Source organism: Streptomyces sp. NPDC023527, assembly GCF_055560115.1.
In genome coordinates this window covers 75,233-90,219 of sequence record NZ_JBVHJJ010000001.1, presented here as the reverse complement: position 1 = coordinate 90,219, position 14,987 = coordinate 75,233, and the positions used below count along the sequence as shown (strand labels likewise).

The 14,987-nt window shown below is 69.3% G+C and carries 14 protein-coding genes; 4 read left to right on the top strand and 10 right to left on the bottom strand.

From position 1 onward, the window contains the following. Positions 1-151: 151 nt before the first annotated feature. The 4 genes from qcrB to ctaE form a co-directional block, all read right to left on the bottom strand. A complete protein-coding gene (gene qcrB, locus ACZ303_RS00405; RefSeq protein ID WP_467333486.1) occupies positions 152-1,777 on the bottom strand; it encodes a cytochrome bc1 complex cytochrome b subunit in 1,626 nt (541 codons plus the stop codon). Continuing rightward, a complete protein-coding gene (qcrA, locus tag ACZ303_RS00400) occupies positions 1,774-2,832 on the bottom strand; it encodes a cytochrome bc1 complex Rieske iron-sulfur subunit (protein WP_467333484.1) in 1,059 nt (352 codons plus the stop codon). Before qcrA ends, qcrB begins: the two co-directional genes overlap by 4 nt. Further along, positions 2,829-3,638, bottom strand: a complete 810-nt coding sequence (gene qcrC, locus ACZ303_RS00395; RefSeq protein ID WP_467333482.1) for a cytochrome bc1 complex diheme cytochrome c subunit — start codon at positions 3,636-3,638, stop codon at positions 2,829-2,831. Before qcrC ends, qcrA begins: the two co-directional genes overlap by 4 nt. A gap of 73 nt (positions 3,639-3,711) precedes the next feature. After that, positions 3,712-4,332, bottom strand: coding sequence for an aa3-type cytochrome oxidase subunit III (gene ctaE / locus ACZ303_RS00390; protein WP_215080583.1), 621 nt, complete (start codon positions 4,330-4,332; stop codon positions 3,712-3,714). A gap of 304 nt (positions 4,333-4,636) precedes the next feature. Between ctaE and ACZ303_RS00385 the strand changes: the two genes are divergently transcribed. Next, positions 4,637-5,038, top strand: a complete 402-nt coding sequence (locus ACZ303_RS00385) for a response regulator transcription factor (RefSeq protein WP_467333479.1) — start codon at positions 4,637-4,639, stop codon at positions 5,036-5,038. A 22-nt stretch (positions 5,039-5,060) separates the two neighbouring features. Here the strand turns inward: ACZ303_RS00385 and ACZ303_RS00380 are convergent, their stop codons facing one another. The 4 genes from ACZ303_RS00380 to ctaC form a co-directional block, all read right to left on the bottom strand. After that, entirely contained in the window at positions 5,061-6,308 is a 1,248-nt protein-coding gene (locus ACZ303_RS00380; protein ID WP_467333477.1) for a L,D-transpeptidase, read from the bottom strand. 123 nt (positions 6,309-6,431) lie between these two features. Beyond that, positions 6,432-6,830, bottom strand: a complete 399-nt coding sequence (locus ACZ303_RS00375; protein WP_467333475.1) for a cytochrome c oxidase subunit 4 — start codon at positions 6,828-6,830, stop codon at positions 6,432-6,434. Next, positions 6,827-8,560: an aa3-type cytochrome oxidase subunit I gene (gene ctaD, locus ACZ303_RS00370; protein WP_215080579.1), complete on the bottom strand. Its 1,734-nt coding sequence runs from the start codon at positions 8,558-8,560 to the stop codon at positions 6,827-6,829. The genes ACZ303_RS00375 and ctaD overlap by 4 nt, the downstream gene beginning before the upstream one ends. Further along, positions 8,557-9,528, bottom strand: a complete 972-nt coding sequence (ctaC, locus tag ACZ303_RS00365; protein ID WP_467333471.1) for an aa3-type cytochrome oxidase subunit II — start codon at positions 9,526-9,528, stop codon at positions 8,557-8,559. The genes ctaD and ctaC overlap by 4 nt, the downstream gene beginning before the upstream one ends. Before the next feature lie 350 nt (positions 9,529-9,878). Here ctaC and ACZ303_RS00360 point away from each other — a divergent pair, with 350 nt between their 5' ends. Beyond that, complete coding sequence (locus ACZ303_RS00360) at positions 9,879-11,267, top strand: aminotransferase class V-fold PLP-dependent enzyme (protein ID WP_467333469.1); 1,389 nt, start codon at positions 9,879-9,881, stop codon at positions 11,265-11,267. Positions 11,268-11,389: 122 nt separating this feature from the next. On the opposite strand, the gene ACZ303_RS00355 is transcribed toward ACZ303_RS00360, so the two are convergent. Beyond that, entirely contained in the window at positions 11,390-12,364 is a 975-nt protein-coding gene (locus ACZ303_RS00355; protein ID WP_467333467.1) for a carbohydrate kinase family protein, read from the bottom strand. Positions 12,365-12,533: 169 nt separating this feature from the next. Here ACZ303_RS00355 and ACZ303_RS00350 point away from each other — a divergent pair, with 169 nt between their 5' ends. Both ACZ303_RS00350 and ACZ303_RS00345 read left to right on the top strand, forming a co-directional pair. Then, positions 12,534-12,749 (top strand): hypothetical protein, encoded by a 216-nt coding sequence (locus tag ACZ303_RS00350; RefSeq protein ID WP_467333465.1) that lies wholly within the window; start codon positions 12,534-12,536, stop codon positions 12,747-12,749. 98 nt (positions 12,750-12,847) lie between these two features. Next, the gene (locus ACZ303_RS00345) at positions 12,848-14,410 is read left to right on the top strand and encodes a hypothetical protein (protein WP_467333463.1); all 1,563 of its coding nucleotides are present in this window, start codon (positions 12,848-12,850) and stop codon (positions 14,408-14,410) included. A 95-nt stretch (positions 14,411-14,505) separates the two neighbouring features. On the opposite strand, the gene erpA is transcribed toward ACZ303_RS00345, so the two are convergent. Beyond that, positions 14,506-14,862: an iron-sulfur cluster insertion protein ErpA gene (erpA, locus tag ACZ303_RS00340; RefSeq protein ID WP_467333461.1), complete on the bottom strand. Its 357-nt coding sequence runs from the start codon at positions 14,860-14,862 to the stop codon at positions 14,506-14,508. Positions 14,863-14,987: the final 125 nt, after the last annotated feature.

The following is a 14,987-nucleotide window of genomic DNA, read 5'->3' as shown; positions in this document are numbered from 1 at the left end:
CGGGGCTCTGCCGCTCCAGCCTATCCAGGACCCCGGGACGGCGAAGAGCCCCGTCCTGGTGGCACCTCCCAGCGTTGGCTGGGGGAGCTGGACGGGGCTCTCGCTGTGGCGATCAGCGATCAGTGACCGGCCGGGGCCGGTCGGGCGGGGATCAGTGGTGGCCGTGGCCGCTGGTGATCTCCTGGTACTCCTCCACGGTCGGCTTGGGGATCTGCGTCCCCTCGCCGTAGAAGCCCTTGGAGAGCTTCACGCGGAGCTTCTCGGAGCTGCCGATCTTGCGCTTGACACCGTTCTCGTCGACCTCGGGGCCGAGCTCGAGCGGCTTGGGCTGCTCGTGCGAGGTGAGGGTGTGCAGCTGGTCCTGCGAGAGCGGCTCGTGGACCTCGACGAACTCACCGTGCGGCAGGCGCTTGATGATGCCCGACTCGCGGCCGTGCAGCACCTTGTCCTTGTCGCGGCGCTGGAGACCCAGGCAGATGCGACGCGTCGCGATGAAGGCGAGCACGGGCAGGACGAAGAAGCCGATCCGCACGAACCAGGTGATGGCGTTGAGCGACAGGTGGAAGTGGGTGGCCCACAGGTCGTTTCCACCGCCCACCAGCATCACGAAGTACGCGGTGATCCAGGCGACGCCGAAGCCGGTGCGCGTCGGGGCGTTGCGCGGGCGGTCCAGCAGGTGGTGCTCGCGCTTGTCACCGGTGACCCAGGACTCGATGAACGGGTAGACCGCGATCGCGCCCAGGACCAGCGGGAAGATCACCAGCGGGATGAACACGCCCAGGACGAGCGTGTGGCCCCAGAGGTTGATCTCCCAGCCCGGCATGACACGGATCAGACCCTCGGCGAAGCCCATGTACCAGTCGGGCTGGGCGCCGGTGGACACCTGGTCCGGCCGGTACGGGCCGATGGCCCAGATCGGGTTGATCGAGGCGATCGCCGCGATGGCCGCGATGATGCCGAAGACCAGGAAGAAGAAGCCTCCGGCCTTGGCCATGTAGACCGGCAGCAGCGGCATGCCGACGACGTTCTTCTCGGTCTTGCCGGGGCCGGGGTACTGCGTGTGCTTGTGGTACACGACGAGGATGAGGTGCGCCACCACGAGACCGAGCATGATGCCCGGCAGCAGCAGGACGTGGATCGAGAAGAAGCGCGGCACGAAGTCCGAGCCCGGGAACTCGCCACCGAAGAGGAACATCGAGATGTACGTGCCGATGATCGGCACGGACAGGATCGCGCCCTCCATGAAGCGGACACCGGTGCCGGAGAGCAGGTCGTCCGGCAGGGAGTAACCGGTGAAGCCGGTGAACATGCCGAGGACGAACAGCAGGAAGCCGAACAGCCAGTTGACCTCACGCGGCTTGCGGAAGGCGCCCGTGAAGAAGACGCGCATCATGTGCACGAACATCGCCGCGAGGAAGATCAGCGCCGCCCAGTGGTGGATCTGCCGGATGAGCAGACCGCCACGGATGTCGAAGCTGATGTCGAGGGTCGACTTGAACGCCTCGGACATCCGCATGCCCTGCATGGGGACGTACGAGCCGTGGTAGACGACCTCGTTCATGCTGGGGTGGAAGAACAGCGTCAGATACACACCCGTGAGGATGATGATCAGGAACGCGTAGAGGGAGACCTCGCCCAGCATGAAGGACCAGTGGTCCGGGAAGATCTTCCGCATGTTGGCCTTGGCGAGGCTGTAGATGCCCAGCCGGCCGTCGGCCCAGTCGGCGACCCGCTCACCGGCGGGCGCCTTGCGCCTGTTGTCGGTCTTAGTACTCATCCGCGCTCCCAGAAGGCAGGACCAACGGGCTCGGCGAAGTCGCCCATGGCCTCAAGGTAGCCCTTGTCGTTGACCTTGATCCGCAGCTGCGGAAGGGCGTGCCCGGCCGGGCCGAAGATCACGCGTCCGCCGTCGGCGAGGTCGAAGGTGGACTGGTGGCACGGGCAGAGCACGTGGTGGGTCTGCTGCTCGTAGAGGCTGATCGGGCAGCCGACGTGCGTGCAGATCTTGGAGAACGCCACGATGCCGTCGGCGGACCAGTCCAGTTCGCGCTTGTCCTTGATGTTCTCCGGCTGGAGCCGGACGATCATCAGAGCGGCCTTGGAGATCTCCTTCTGGAAATCGTGGTCCTCCTCCTTCAGGCCCTCGGGCATGGCGAAGGTGAGGGAGCCGACCTGAATGTCCTCGGGCCGCAGGGGCTGGAGGGTGTTCTGGTTGATCAGCATCTTGCCCTCGGACCAGGCGGTCTTGCGGAGCTTGGTGCCCGGCAGCGGTCCGAGGTCACGCAGCAGCACCACGCCGGAGAGCGGCAGCAGCGCCAGCGCGCCGAACATGGTGCGGCGGATCAGCGGGCGCCGGCCGATGGCCGACTCCTCCGCGCCGTCCCGGAAGTCGGCCATGACCTTGGCCTTGACCTCGGGGTCGGCCTCGATCGGGTGCCGCTCGTCGGCGACCTCGACGTCCGACATCAGCGTGCGGGCCCAGTGGACCGCGCCCGCGCCGATGCAGAACAGCGCCACGCCCAGGGTCAGACCCAGGGAGAAGTTCAGGGCACTGATGTGACCGATCGGGAAGACGTAGATGATCTTGTCGACCGGCAGGGTCACGTACGAGGCGATGAACCCCACCGTGGCCAGCATGGACAACAGGAACAGGAACGCGACGGCGCGCTCGGAACGCTTGGCGGCCCGCTCGTCGATGTCCTGGATGCGGTGCTCGTGCGGCGGCAGGCCGGGATCGGCGAACGGGTCGCCGGCCTGCTGCGTCACGGCACCGCCGTGTGCGTCGCCCTGCGCGCTCGGCAGGGTCTCTTCTGGAATGTCTTGGCTACTCATGACTTCTTGGCCTTTGCGGTCCGGCAGGCGACCCAGATGGCGGCGGCGATCAGCGCACCGAGACCGAAGATCCACGCGAACAGACCCTCGCTGACCGGGCCGAGCCCGCCCAGTTCGAGGCCGCCCGGGCTCTCCGTCTTGCTGCTGTTGACCGTGTCGAGGTACGCGATGATGTCCTTCTTGTTCTTCTCCGACATCGTCGTGTCCGGGAAGGAAGGCATGTTCTGCGGGCCGGTCTGCATGGCCTCGTAGATGTGCTTGGGGTCGACGTCCTCAAGGTCCGGAGCGAACTTGCCGTTCGAGAGGGCGCCACCCTTGCCGGTGAAGTTGTGGCACTGGGCGCAGTTCGTACGGAAGAGCTCCCCGCCCTTGGCGATGTCCGCGCCGTCGGGGCTGTACTGATCCTTGGTCGGGACCGAGGGGCCGGCACCGAGCGAGGCGATGTACGCGGCGAGCTGGTCGATCTCGGCCTGCGAGTAGATCGCGCGCTTCTTGGGCGCCTGGGCGCCCTGCTGCTGGAGCGGCATGCGGCCGGTGGCGACCTGGAAGTCGACAGCCGCGGCGCCCACGCCGACGAGGCTCGGGCCGTCAGTGGTGCCCTGACCGCCGGTGCCGTGGCAGCTTGCGCAGCCCACGGAATAGAGCTTCTTGCCCTCCTCGATGGCAAGGGACTGGGCGCTGTCATCGGCCTTGGCCGTGTCCGCCGGCGCGAACGCGGCGTACAGTCCCCCGGTTACCGCCAGCGCGAAGAGTAGGACGACGACCGCCGCCAGCGGATGGCGTCGTCGTGCGGAGAGCTTTTTCACGGATTACCCCGGTGTCAGGATCTTCTGCGTCGATGCGGGACTGATGGTCCGGTGCGGGACCGAAATCTTCGGGTTACTTGATCAAGTAGATCGTGGCGAAGAGACCGATCCACACCACGTCGACGAAGTGCCAGTAGTAGGACACGACGATGGCCGCCGTCGCCTGGTGGTGGGTGAACCTCTTGGCCGCGTACGTCCTGCCCAGGACCAGCAGGAAGGCGATCAGGCCGCCCGTCACATGCAGGCCGTGGAAGCCGGTCGTCAGGTAGAAGACCGAGCCGTACGGGTCGGAGGAGAGCGAGAGCCCGTCCTTCTTGACCAAATCGGTGTACTCGAAGACCTGGCCGCCGATGAAGATGGCACCCATCACGAATGTGACCACGAACCACATGCGCAGCTTCTTCACATCACCGCGCTCGGCAGCGAAGACACCGAGCTGGCAGGTGAGGGAGGAGAGCACCAGGATCGTGGTGTTGGTGGCCGAGAACGGAAGGTTCAGCGCGGACGCCATTTCCTTCCAATGGTCGGCGCCCATGACCGATCGCAGGGTGAAGTACATCGCGAAGAGGGCCGCGAAGAACATCAGCTCGGAACTCAGCCAGATGATGGTTCCGACGCTGGTGAGGTTCGGCCGGTTGACCGAGGGGTGCGCGTGCCCGGTATCTACTGCTGTTGCTGTCGCCACGACCGACATTATGTCGGTCGCTTATCTCGCGCTCACTCCGGGGGGTGCCGTTCGGTGTGTCAAGACCGTATGCCCTGCTCGTACGGCCCAAGGCGGGGATCCCCCAAAGGGGGGAAGGAGGGGTTCCGCAGCCCTGCGGGAGCCCTGGTACGGGCCCTGGTGACGGCTCGTCGGGCGGACCTTTCGGAGGCTTCCGTTCTTCCCGGATCTCCTCGGGCGCGGCGCCCGCGGAGTAGCATCCGCCGCAAGCGGTGCGCTCCGCCGCGCCGCCCCGCCCGCTACAGCCGTGCCCGTCCACAAGCCTGGAGGAACGATGCAGCCGACCGCCACGGTGCTGGTCTACAGCGATGACGCGGGCACCCGCGAGCAGGTGCGGCTGGCGGCGGGGCACCGCCCGGCGGCCGACGTCCCCCCGGTGGAGTACCTGGAGTGCGCGACGCTGCCCGCGGTCCTGACGGCCCTGGAGGAGCGCCGGATCGATGTGTGCGTGCTGGACGGCGAGACGGCGCCCGCGGGCGGCATGGGCGTCTGCCGGCAGCTCAAGGACGAGGTCTTCGACTGCCCCCCGGTGCTGCTGCTCATGGGCCGCCCGCAGGACGCCTGGCTGGCCACCTGGAGCCGCGCGGACGCGGCCGTGACGCACCCGCTGGACCCGGCGGTGTTCGCGGACGCCCTGGCCGGGCTGTTGCGCGGCAGGCGGGCCGTGGACGCCTGAGCGGCGCCCCGGCCCCGGTCGGCTACAACCGCGGGCGCAGCCGGGCCGCGTCGGCGGGGTCGCTGCCCTCGCGCTTCCCGGCGTTGAGGGCGCTGCCCTCGCGCCACTTGCTCCAGGACATGTTCCAGTCGCCGAAGCCGTTGTCGAAGGGCGACATGGTCGTCCCGGCGCTGCCCACGACCTTGATGATGTCGCCCACGCGCACGTTGTCGAAGAACCACTTGGCGTTGTCGGTGGACATGCCGGTGCAGCCATGGCTGACGTTCTCGGCCCCTTGCGAGCCCTCGGACCAGGGGGCGGCGTGCACGTACTCGCCGCTCCAGGTGACGCGGGTCGCCCAGTAGACGGGCAGGTCGTAGGAGTCCGCGCTGCCCTCGGCGATGCCGATGCTGGTGCCGCGCATGCGTACGAAGGATTCCTTGCCGAGGATCACCTTGACCCCGTTGCGGGTGGCGTAGCCAGGCTTGCCCGTGGTGACCGGGATGGAGCGGATCTCGCGGCCGTTGCGTGACACCGTCATGCTGTGGGCGGCCGCGTCCGTGACGGCCTCGACGCGGTCGCCGAAGGTGAGCTTGAGCGGCTTGGAGGCGCCGCCGTAGAGGCCCCCGGCGACCTTGATGCCGTCCAGGCCGGAGCGGACGCCGACGGTGGCGTGGGCGGGCCAGTACTCCTTGGGGCGGTAGTGCAGGGTCCGGTTGTCCACCCAGTGCCAGGCGCCCTCCACGGAGGGCTTCGCGTCGACCTTGAGGGCGCGCTCGACGACGGCCCGGGCGGCGGGGTCCTGGACCGGGGCGCTGAGTTCGGCGGTGATGGGCTGTCCCACGCCGTAGGTGCCGTTCTGCGGGCCGAAGGCGACCCGCAGCAGCCGGTCGGCCGCGCTGGTGTCGAAACCGACCGTCCGGCGCCCCTGGGCCCCGTCCTCGTCCTCCACGCTGACGCGCACGGTGTAGTGCGCCCCGGCGGCGAGCGCGCCGGTGCTGTGCCAGGCGCGCCCGTCGGCTGCCAGCTCGCCCTTCACGAAGCGGCCGGCGGCGTCCGTCGCGGTGACGTCCGTGATCCGGTCGCCGCCGCTGGCCTTCACCTCCAGGGGCTTGGTCGGATCGGCCTTCCGTCCCCCGTCGGCACCGCTGAGTTCGACTTGACCGGTGGCGTCGTAGGGCTTGTCGGCCAGCGGGTTGGACGAGCCGCCGCACGCGTTGACCCCCAGCCCCAGGGGGGTCAGCAGCAGGGCGCAGGTCAGCGCCGTGCGGCCTCGAGGTGAGTGACTCATGGTCACACCGTAGGGACGTTCGCGGGCCACGGCTTCCGGGGTGGCGCCGAACGGGTGGCGCCACGCGACGGGCCCCGCACACCGGATGGTGTGCGGGGCCCGTTTCGCTCGGTGCGGTGGAACCTACTGGTTCTGGTTCTCGCCGCGGTAGAACTCGAACACCCAGCCGAAGAGGCCGATCGCGATGACCGGGGCCGAGAAGTACATCAGCCACCAGCCGAAGCAGATGCTCATGAAGGCGAGCGCGCCACCGATGGCCAGGGAGAGCGGCTGCCAGCTGTGCGGGGCGAAGAAGCCCAGCTCACCGGCGTCGTCGGCGACGTCCGCGTCCTTGTTGTCCTGAGCGCCGGCGTCCACCCGGCGCGCGGTGAACGCCAGGTAGTAGCCGACCATGATGCACAGGCCGAAGGCCAGGAAGAGCGCGGTCGTACCGGCCGGCTCCTTCGACCACACGCCGTAGACGATCGCCATGGCGAGGACGAAGACGGCGAGCCAGATGAACATCTTGCCCTGGATCTTCACTTGCCGGCCTCCTTGCCACCCGCGAGGGCCTTCTCATCCGAGGCGCCGAGGTTCTCCTCGAGCTCCAGCGCCGCGATCTCCGGGTGGTGCAGGTCGAACGCCGGGGATTCGGAACGGATCCGCGGCAGGGTGAGGAAGTTGTGCCGCGGCGGCGGGCAGGAGGTCGCCCACTCCAGCGAGCGGCCGTAGCCCCACGGGTCGTCGACCTCGACCTTCTTGCCGTACTTGGCGGTCTTCCACACGTTGTACATGAACGGCAGTATCGACAGACCGAGCAGGAACGAGCTGATCGTCGAGATGGTGTTCAGCGTGGTGAAGCCGTCCGCCGCCAGGTAGTCGGCGTAGCGGCGCGGCATGCCCTCGGCACCCAGCCAGTGCTGCACCAGGAACGTGCCGTGGAAGCCCACGAACAGCGTCCAGAAGGTGATCTTGCCCAGGCGCTCGTCCAGCATCTTGCCCGTGAACTTCGGCCACCAGAAGTGGAAGCCGGAGAACATCGCGAACACCACGGTGCCGAAGATGACGTAGTGGAAGTGCGCGACGACGAAGTACGAGTCGGAGACGTGGAAGTCCATCGGGGGCGAGGCCAGGATGACGCCGGTCAGACCACCGAAGGTGAAGGTGATCAGGAAGCCGACGGCCCACAGCATCGGGGTCTCGAAGGACAGCGAGCCCTTCCACATGGTGCCGATCCAGTTGAAGAACTTCACACCGGTCGGGACCGCGATCAGGAAGGTCATGAAGGAGAAGAAGGGCAACAGCACGCCACCTGTGACGTACATGTGGTGCGCCCAGACCGTCACCGACAGACCGGCGATGGAGATCGTGGCCGCGATCAGACCCCAGTAACCGAACATCGGCTTGCGGGAGAAGACCGGGATGACCTCGGAGATGATGCCGAAGAACGGCAGCGCGATGATGTACACCTCTGGGTGTCCGAAGAACCAGAAGAGGTGCTGCCACAGCAGCGAGCCACCATTGGCCGCGTTGAAGACCTGCGCACCGAATTTACGGTCCGCCTCCAGGGCGAACAGCGCGGCGGCCAGCACCGGGAAGGCGAGCAGGACCAGGACACCGGTCAGCAGCACGTTCCAGGTGAAGATCGGCATGCGGAACATCGTCATGCCGGGAGCGCGCATGCAGATGATCGTGGTGATGAAGTTGACCGAACCGAGGATCGTGCCGAAGCCGGAGAAGGCCAGACCCATGATCCACATGTCGGCGCCGACGCCCGGCGAGCGGACCGCGTCCGACAGCGGGGAGTAGGCGAACCAGCCGAAGTCGGCCGCACCCTGCGGGGTGAGGAAGCCGGCCACCGCGATGATCGAGCCGAAGAGGTACAGCCAGTACGCGAACATGTTCAGCCGCGGGAACGCCACATCGGGCGCGCCGATCTGCAGCGGCATGATCCAGTTGGCGAATCCGGCGAACAGCGGCGTCGCGAACATCAGCAGCATGATCGTGCCGTGCATCGTGAACGCCTGGTTGAACTGCTCGTTCGACATGATCTGCGTGCCGGGACGAGCGAGTTCGGCGCGCATGAGCAGCGCCATCAGGCCGCCGATGCAGAAGAACGCGAACGACGTGACCAGATACATCGTGCCGATGGTCTTGTGGTCAGTGGTGGTGAGCCACTTGATCACCTGATTACCGGGCTGCTTCTGGCGTACGGGTGGTGCTGCCGTGGCCGTCGCGGCGGCGGCACCCTGGGGTTCGTTGAGGATGCTCACTTGTTCTTGGTCTCCGCGTTCTTCGCGTGATCCGTCTGCGCGATACCCGCCGGCTGGTAACCGGTCTGGCCCTTGGCGGCCAGCTCCTTCAGGTGCGCCTTGTACCGCTCAGGAGAGACGACCTTGACGTTGAAGAGCATCCGGGAGTGGTCCTGGCCGCAGAGCTCGGCACACTTGCCAAGGAAGGTGCCCTCCTTGTTCGGGGTCACCGTGAAGCTGTTGGTGTGCCCCGGGATGACGTCCTGCTTCATCAGGAACGGAACCACCCAGAAGGAGTGGATGACGTCCCGCGAGGTGAGCACGAACTGGACCGTCTCGCCCTTGGGCAGCCACAGCGTGGGGCCGGGGTTGCCGGTCTGCGGGTTCCGGTCGCCCGGGATGCCCACGTCGTAGACGCCCTCGGCACCCTGCGGTGCCTTCTGCAGGAACCGGTCCGGGATCGCGTCGAGCTCCTTGTTCTCACGGAGCGGCTTCGCGGGAGTGGCCGAGTTGCCGTCGACGTCCTCCATGTAGTTGAACGCCCAGCTCCACTGGAAGCCGACCACGTTCACGACGTGCTGCGGCTTGTCAGGGTTGGTCAGGAGCTTGTTCTCATCACGCGCGGTGAAGTAGAAGAGCACCGACACGATGATGATCGGGACCGCGGTGTACAGGGCCTCGATGGGCATGTTGTACCGGGTCTGCTGGGGAATCTTCACCTTGGTCCGGCTGCGCCGGTGGAAGATGACACTCCAGATGATCAGGCCCCATACCAGGACGCCGACCACGAGGGCGGCGGCCCAAGAGCCCTGCCACAGGGAGAGGATCCGCGGCGCCTCTTCCGTGACGGGAGTGGGCATTCCGAGGCGGGGGAAGTCCTTATATGTGCAACCGGAGGCGGTCGCCAGGACAGCGCCCGCGGCCAGCGCCTGCAGCAGCTTCCGCCGCACCGGGCGCCGCGACGAGCGGTCGGAGCCGTTGGGACTCACGTAGCGCCTTCCCGAGAGTCTCGCCCGTGCGGCCGGCTGCGGCCGTCTCGCTGGTCGGTCGCCGGCCCGCTGCGGGCAGGGGTTTGGATGTTTATGCGGACCAAACCCTACTGGACGCTATTTGGGGTCGCGCGGGGAGGGTGCCCAACGCGCCGGGCCACTCCCCGAAGGGGTGGAATCAAGGGCTCCGGAGGGCATCCGGCGGACCGTCAGAGCAGCGTGCGACCTGCGCACATGGCCGCCCGGCGACCGGGCTACGACCCCCCGCCGCGAGGCCGGATCGGCGGGGTCCCCGAGCGCCCGCGACGCCGCCCCCGCCGCCCCGCGCGCGGGCGCGTTAGCGTTCGTGTGTGCCCTACTTCGACGCCGCTTCCGCCGCCCCGCTGCACCCCGTCGCCCGCCAGGCGCTGCTGGCCTCCCTCGACGAGGGCTGGGCGGACCCCGCCCGGCTCTACCGCGAGGGCCGGCGCGCCCGGCTGCTGCTGGACGCCGCGCGCGAGGCCGCGGCGGAGTCGGTGGGCTGCCGCCCGGACGAGCTCGTGTTCACCCCTTCGGGTACCCGCGCACTGCACGACGGCATCGCCGGCGCCCTCGCCGGCCGCCGGCGCGTCGGCCGCCATCTGGTGGTGTCGGCCGTCGAACACTCCGCCGTCCTGCAGTCGGCGGCGGCCCTCGAAGCGGCCGGCGGCAGTATCACGGAGGTGGCCGTGGACCGTACGGGCCGGGTGGCGCCCGGCGCCTACGCGGCGGCCCTGCGCCCCGACACGGCGCTGGCCGCGCTCCAGTCCGCCAACCACGAGGTGGGCACCGAGCAGCCGGTGGCCGAGGTGGCCGAGGAGTGCCGGGCGGCGGGCGTGCCGCTGCTCGTCGACGCCGCGCAGTCGCTCGGCTGGGGCCCGGTCGACGGCGGCTGGTCGCTGCTGACGGCGAGTGCGCACAAGTGGGGCGGCCCGGCCGGGGTGGGGCTGCTCGCCGTGCGCAAGGGGGTGCGGTTCGCGGCCCAGGGACCGGCGGACGAACGGGAGTCGGGGCGCGCGCCGGGTTTCCCGGACCTGCCCGCGATCGTCGCGGCGGCCGCGTCGCTGCGGGCCGTGCGGCAGGAGGCGGCGGCCGAGGCGGCGCGGCTGCGGGGGCTGGTGGAGCGGATCCGGGCGCGGGTGCCGGAGCTCGTACCGGATGTGGAGGTGGTCGGCGACCCGGTGCGGAGGCTGCCGCATCTGGTCACGTTCTCGTGTCTGTATGTCGACGGTGAGACGCTGCTGCACGCCCTGGACCGGGCCGGGTTCTCCGTCTCCTCGGGCTCCTCGTGCACGTCCAGCACGCTGATCCCGAGCCATGTGCTGAAGGCGATGGGGGTGCTGTCGGAGGGCAATGTGCGCGTGTCGCTGCCGACGGGCACGACGGAGGCGGACGTGGACCGCTTCCTGGAGGTCCTCCCGGAGGCGGTCCGCACGGTGCGGGACGCACTGGGTGCCCCTTCGCACTCCAACGGCGCGGAGGCCCCGGCCCCGGCCCCGGACCTGGTCGTCGACTCCCTCGGCAAGAGGTGCCCCATCCCGGTGATCGACCTGGCGAAGGCGATCACGGATGTGCCGGTGGGCGGCACGGTGACGGTCCTGTCGGACGACGAGGCTGCGCGGCTGGACATCCCGGCGTGGTGTGAGATGCGCGCGCAGGAGTATGTGGGGGAACACCCGTCCGATCGGGGCACGGCTTATACGGTGCGGCGCCGCGCCTGACGTGACCACCGCTTCGCGGCGGTGTCCTCGATCGCCGGACGGGCTGATTGCCGCCCGGACCGGCGGAAACCGAGCCCGTCCGGCGATCGAGGACGAAACGGCGGTTCAGCCGCCGAGCGACGTCAGCGCAGGTGCGCCTGGATCTCCGCCGCCGCCTCGTCGCCGTACGCCTTCGTGAAGCGCTCCATGAAGTGGCCGCGCCGCAGCTCGTACTCCTGGGTGCCCAGGGTCTCGATGACGAGCGTGGCGAGCATGCAGCCCAGCTGGGCCGCGCGCTCCAGGGAGAGTTCCCAGGTCAGACCCGCGAGGAAGCCCGCGCGGAAGGCGTCGCCGACGCCGGTCGGGTCGACCTTGGCCTCCTCCTGGGCGCAGCCGACCTCGATCGTCGGCTCGCCGGCGCGCTCGATGCGCACGCCCCGCGCGCCCAGCGTGGTGACGCGGGTGCCGACCTTGGCCAGGATCTCGTCCCCGGTCCAGCCGGTCTTGGACTCGATGAGGGCCTTCTCGTACTCATTGGTGAAGAGGTACGTGGCGCCGTCGACGAGGACCCGGATGTCGTCGCCGTCCATGCGGGCCAGCTGCTGCGAGGGGTCGGCCGCGAAGGCGATGCCGCGCGAGCGGCACTCCTCGGTGTGGCGGATCATCGCCTCGGGGTCGTCCGCGCCGATCAGGACCAGGTCGAGGCCGCCGACGCGGTCGGCGACCGGCTGGAGCTCGATCTGGCGGGCCTCGCTCATCGCGCCGGTGTAGAAGGACGCGATCTGGTTGTGGTCGGTGTCCGTCGTGCAGACGAAGCGCGCGGTGTGCAGGACCTCGGAGATGCGGACCGAGGTGGTGTCGATGCCGTGCCGGTCGAGCCAGGCGCGGTAGTCGGCGAAGTCGGCACCGGCGGCGCCGACGAGGATCGGGCGCAGGCCCAGGACGCCCATGCCGAAGCAGATGTTGGGTGCGACACCGCCGCGGCGCACTTCGAGCTCGTCGACGAGGAAGGACAGCGAGACGGTGTGCAGCTGGTCCGCCACGAGCTGATCGGCGAAACGGCCGGGGAAGGTCATCAGGTGGTCGGTGGCGATGGAGCCGGTGACAGCGATACGCACGACGGGTCTGCTCCTGCGGGGCGAGGTGACAGGGGACGGAAACAGGAAAAGCCACACCACGCTACCGGGTCCGGTTCTCGTACCTGGGTTCGGATCCAGCCATCGACCGGACAAAATTACCAAATAGTAGCCCTTTCTCGCTGTGCCGTGTGATGCGTACGGTGCCGGTATGCCGAACCATGTGAAGGACGTCACGTTCCCCGAGACCGAGCCCGAAACCCTGGAGGAGCTGCGGGGCCTGTGTGCCCGAATGGCCCCGCATTGGGCCGGCGCCGCGGCCGTACCGGCCGTTCCCGCGCCCGTACCGCCGTCGCGCATCCACGGGGTGTCGGTGCCCCCGACCTCGGCGCGGCTGCTCGACGGCATGTCGGAGTACGGCGACTGAGGACTGGTGGAACCGCTCGCTCCCGCACTCCGTCCAAGCGGTGTCCCCCTCTCGGGGGACACGGCAGTACACATTGAGCGGAGTAAAGGAGCGATGTGGTGAGCACCGAGGGCGGCACGCCGGACAGCACCCCCGATCGCACCCCCGATCGCCAGGGGCCGCGGCGGCGTCCGCGGCTGGCGGTCGTATCGGTGGCGGCGGCGGTCCTGCTGGCCGGTGGCGGGGGCGCGTACTGGGCCTCCGTGGCGGCGGACGGCAAGGGATCGGACACCTCGGGCGCGCCGGGCGGTGACGGCTCTCCCCCGCCTCTCGCGCTGGACGGCCATCGCCAGGGCGGCTCTCCGCAGGGCATCGCGGTCGGTGAGCCGAATCCGAACGGCGTGCGCTACCGGGCCGAGGGCCGGCTGCCGAAGGGGCCGCGGACGGCGCCGGTGTTCCTGCCCAGGGACGAGGTGACGCGGGACGAGGTCGCTTCGCTGGCCAAGGCGCTGTCGGTGCAGGGGGCGCCCCGGCTGGAGCAGGACGTCTGGCGGGTCGGCGGCGCGCCGGGCCGGGACGAGCCGACGCTCCAGGTGAACCGGAAGGGGCCGGGCAACTGGTCGTTCGCGCGGTACGGGACGCCGGGCGGCCCGGGGTGCGCACCACGGCCGGGCGGAGACCCCGCGAAGGGACTGGACAAGGGCCTGGGCCCGGACCCCGCGGCCGCTGTGAGCTGCCCGCAGTTGCGGGAGGGCTCGGGCCAGGGCGACCCCGTGTCGGAGGAGAAGGCCAGGGACGCCGCCGCGCCCGTGCTCAAGGCGCTCGGACAGGGCGGGGCGAAGACGCAGGCGCGCGAGCTCTTCGGCGCCGTACGGACCGTCGTGGCCGACCCCGTCCTGAACGGCACGTCCACCTACGGCTGGCAGACCCGGCTGGAGGTCGGCTCGGACGGGCAACTGGTCGGGGGCGCCGGGCAGTTGCAGTCACCGGTCAAGGGTGCCGACTATCCGCTGATCAACGCGGACGAGGCGCTGACGCAGTTGAACAAGGGCCGTTCCGACACCGCGCCGCAGGTCTCCGTCGGTGGCTGCGCGTCGGCGGTCCCGCACGGCGAGGACGGCCGGGAGGGCGGCCGGGACGGCACGGTGCCCTGCCCGGGCAAGGCGCCGGCGACCGGGCCGGCGACGGTGAGCGGCGCCTCCTACGTGCTGGCCTCGCACTACGTCCGGGGTCGGCAGGCGCTGGTGCCGTCGTGGCTCTTCCAGGTGCGGATGCCCGGCGCGACGGACAAGGACGGCACGGTCGCGGTCGTCCAGCCCGCGGTGGACCCGAAGTTCATCGCGAAGCCGGACGCCGGTGCCCCGGGGACGAAGGAGCCGTCGGGCAAGCCCTCGCCGAGCGCCAAGACGACGCCGGCGCACGTGGAGTCGTACACCCAGGACGGCAAGAAGCTGGTGCTGCACTTCTGGGGCGGGGTCTGCAACGACTACGCGGCGACCGCCGAGCAGTCGGACGACGTGGTGAAGGTGAAGGTCACCGGCACCGAGAAGCAGCCCGGCCGGTCCTGCGTGATGATGGCCAAGCGGTACGAGCTGACGGTGGAGCTGGACGAGCCGCTGGGCGACCGGGAGGTCGTGGACGCGGCGACCGGCAAGACCGTGTCGGAGAAGCAGGGGAAGTGACCGGCTACGGCCGGTGACAACGGCGAAGGCGGCGACCCTCGTGGAGAGGATCGCCGCCTTCGCCGTGCGCGCAGCCGATACGGCCGGGCCTTGGGCTAGCTGAAGGAGTCGCCGCAGGCGCAGGAGCCCGTGGCGTTGGGGTTGTCGATCGTGAAGCCCTGCTTCTCGATGGTGTCGACGAAGTCGATGGAGGCGCCGCCCAGGTACGGGGCGCTCATGCGGTCGGTGACGACCTTGACGCCGTCGAAGTCCTTGACGACGTCACCGTCGAGCGCGCGCTCGTCGAAGAAGAGCTGGTAGCGCAGGCCGGAGCAGCCACCGGGCTGGACGGCGACGCGCAGGGCGAGGTCCTCACGGCCTTCCTGCTCCAGCAGGCTCTTGACCTTGGCGGCGGCGGCGTCGGACAGGAGGATGCCGTCGCTCACAGTGGTCTTCTCGTCCTGAACGGACATCTGCTTCACTCCCGGGTTTGGTGCGGACTGCTTGCCCTCGGCTGCAACCGCCGGTCTCCCGGATTCATTCCGGGCCTGGCGTAGTACTTCCGCCTTTCATGCTCGCACACCGTTCGCCCGATCGG